The organism is Methanobrevibacter sp., assembly GCF_045220775.1.
Taxonomy (GTDB): Archaea; Methanobacteriota; Methanobacteria; order Methanobacteriales; family Methanobacteriaceae; genus Methanocatella.
On sequence record NZ_JBGUWC010000043.1, the window covers coordinates 1 to 2,839 of the forward strand.

Consider the following 2,839-nt stretch of genomic DNA (forward strand, 5'->3'; position numbering starts at 1 on the left):
GTTTTTATACACGGCGACATAGCCAAGCGGTAAGGCACGAGTCTGCAAAACTCCGATTCCCCGGTTCAAATCCGGGTGTCGCCTCCAAATTACAAAGGTAATAAGATGAATAGTCTTATTGCCTTTAGGTAATATCACAAAGAAATTTTTATGATATTACTTAAAGGCAATCCCTCAAATTGGGCATTATGAGGGAATACCTTTTATCTACACAGCAGTAGAGTATATTTTAAATTAATAAGTTGCACCTGCAACTTTGTATGGATTTTTGGCAGCCTCGCTACCGTCAGTGTATATTTCTGCGTGTGATGCGGAACTGTCACTCTCAAACTGACACCGTTCTTATCCTCGCAAGAGGCAAGGCTTTTGCTTTCAGTACGGTAACTCATAAATAGCCACGCTGTCGTCCTACTCGTCCATACGAGCTGTATTTAGTTTTCAAGGTGCAATAATATTGCAACTAAAATATCGCAACATTAACTGAGTCAAAAAAACAGCCGTTCCCACACCAATAATGAGAAATCGGCTCTTGACTATCATTGCAAAACAAGGTATAATCTACCTTATGATGTATCTAACGTCATCCGTGAGGTCGGAACTCATGATTGATGTGAGAGTCAGTCTGTGATTGCGTCAAGCAGACTGACTCGGATACTCTTTTAACACTCCTTTTATGATACAACACATATTATGAAATGTCAATAAAATTTTTATTTTAGTCTGTTTTCACAAAGAAAATAGGCTTTTTTTATTGATATATGATAAAATACACAAATTTACATACTATCTCTTATATAAAAATTTAGGTAACGTATGTTACTTTGAAATAAAAAACAATGGAGAGATTAAAATGGAAGAAGAAAAATTTACTTGTGCAGACTGTATGCACATGGGAAGTGCGGTTTACTGTATGCAGTGTGTAAGAATCGGCAATGGATATAAAGATATGTTCATGAACAACGAGCCGTCCCCTGATATTGTTGCTTATTACAGGAAAAAATTTGAGCATTCAAAAGGTGCTAACCAGACTGCCAAAAGATAACTCGATTTATAGTTTTTGATGTTATCCGCAATAATAGGAACTGGTTCCGCTTTTTTGCCCTATTGTCAAAAGCTGCTGATATATCTGCGACAATAGGAACTGGTTCCGCTTTTCCTGTCCTATCGTCAAAAGTCGCTGATATATCTGCGACAATAGGAACTGGTTCCGCTTTTCCTGTCCTATCGTCAAAAGTTGCTGATATATCTGCGACAATAGGAACTGGTTCCGCTTTTTCGTTCTATCATCAAAAGTTGCTGATGTATCTGCGGCAATAGGAACTGGTTCCGCTTTTTCGTTCTATCATCAAAAGTTGATGATGTATCTGCAATAATAGGAACTAGTTCCGCTTTTCCTGTTCTATCGTCAAAAGCCTCTGATGTATCGGCAACAATAGGAACTGGTTCCGCTTGTTGCAGAATGATTACTTTTTACAGCAAGGAGGTACTTTATTTGAGAAGGTATGCATATCTTAAAAGTCCTATACAATGCAATGAAAAAGATTTTATATATAAAATCATGCTGTACAAAATCAAAGAGAATGAAATATTTCTTTTTAAATATTGCAGCAAAGATGCGGTAATAGGTTCTTTCGATGATTATTACAATGATTTGAACGATTTGTATAATGACTGGAATGATGAAATTGACGAAAAAGGCTGGATAGATATAGAAGATCCTTTGCCTTACTGTCAGCATGACGCATTTTTACCTGTCCGTGTAAAAGGGCGTGATACAGGGAAACCTCAATGGGGAAAGCTGGAAATCCTCAAAGACGGCAAATGGGTGGATTATGAACCGTGAAAGATTTGGAGAAAAATCAATGAAAGATATTGAATGGATATTTTTTGATATAGGTTCGACATTGACAGACGAAAGCAAGGTATATGAAAGAAGATTTAAAAAAATTGCGGAATTAGCTGATGTTTCGGAAGAATATGTATTGAAAAAAGCTGTAGAATACTGTAAGAATAATCAAAAAGGTGATTTGGCTGTAATACAGCTTTTAGGCATTCAAAAACCTGCATGGGAACATCAGTATGAGATATTATACAAGGATACTGAAACGTGTCTGAAAGATTTGAGTCAAAAATATAAAATCGGTATTATCGCAAATCAGGATTTTGGCACAGAAAAAAGACTGATTGAGTTTGGCATACGAAAATATATTGATGTTATAGTTGCTTCTGCGGAAGAAGGAGTTGCTAAACCGGATAAAAGAATATTTGAAATCGCACTAAAAAAAGCCGGCTGTAAAGCAGAAAATGCGGTTATGATTGGCGATAGGATTGATAATGATATTATTCCCGCTAAAAAGATGGGAATGAAAACGATATGGATAAAACAGGGTATGGGAAAATATTGGAAAATAAATAATGAGCATGAAAAAGCAGATTTTGTAATTGAGAGCCTGTCTGAATTATCAGATATTTTATAAATTTTTCATGACAAATCCAAAACAGCCTTGACGAAATTTTCGCCAAAGCTGTTTTTTTTAACTTGAATCGTCATGAAAAGTATGTTATCATTTTATTGGCACATGGTTTTGTGCATAAAATTAGAATTTATATTAGGAGTCATTAAAATGATTGTTTGGAAACGTATGGTAAATGAAGGATATAATAACGCATTCTTGATTAACGAAAATGGAAAACAAATTTTTGAAAGACCTGCTGATTTTATGGACTATCAGATCAACCCTCATATCAGGAATATTAGAATTGAAGTTGGCAAAAATGGATTTCCCGATGTGATAAATTATTGGGGAGTTAATGGAACTTTTATTGTTAATGAAAAAGC

4 protein-coding genes and 1 tRNA gene are annotated in these 2,839 nt (G+C 35.3%); all 5 read left to right on the forward strand.

The genetic code is table 11. The annotated features are described in order from the left end of the window. Positions 1-12 precede the first annotated feature (12 nt). Positions 13-87: transfer RNA gene (locus ACJROP_RS02220), tRNA-Cys, on the forward strand. Positions 88-850: 763 nt separating this feature from the next. Continuing rightward, entirely contained in the window at positions 851-1,042 is a 192-nt protein-coding gene (locus ACJROP_RS02225; protein WP_406533872.1) for a hypothetical protein, read from the forward strand. 450 nt (positions 1,043-1,492) lie between these two features. Next, entirely contained in the window at positions 1,493-1,843 is a 351-nt protein-coding gene (locus ACJROP_RS02230) for a hypothetical protein (RefSeq protein WP_406533873.1), read from the forward strand. Beyond that, positions 1,833-2,477, forward strand: a complete 645-nt coding sequence (locus ACJROP_RS02235) for an HAD family hydrolase (protein ID WP_406533874.1) — start codon at positions 1,833-1,835, stop codon at positions 2,475-2,477. Before ACJROP_RS02230 ends, ACJROP_RS02235 begins: the two co-directional genes overlap by 11 nt. A 147-nt stretch (positions 2,478-2,624) precedes the next feature. Further along, positions 2,625-2,839: hypothetical protein (locus tag ACJROP_RS02240; protein ID WP_406533875.1), on the forward strand; the 215-nt coding region annotated here is incomplete at its 3' end.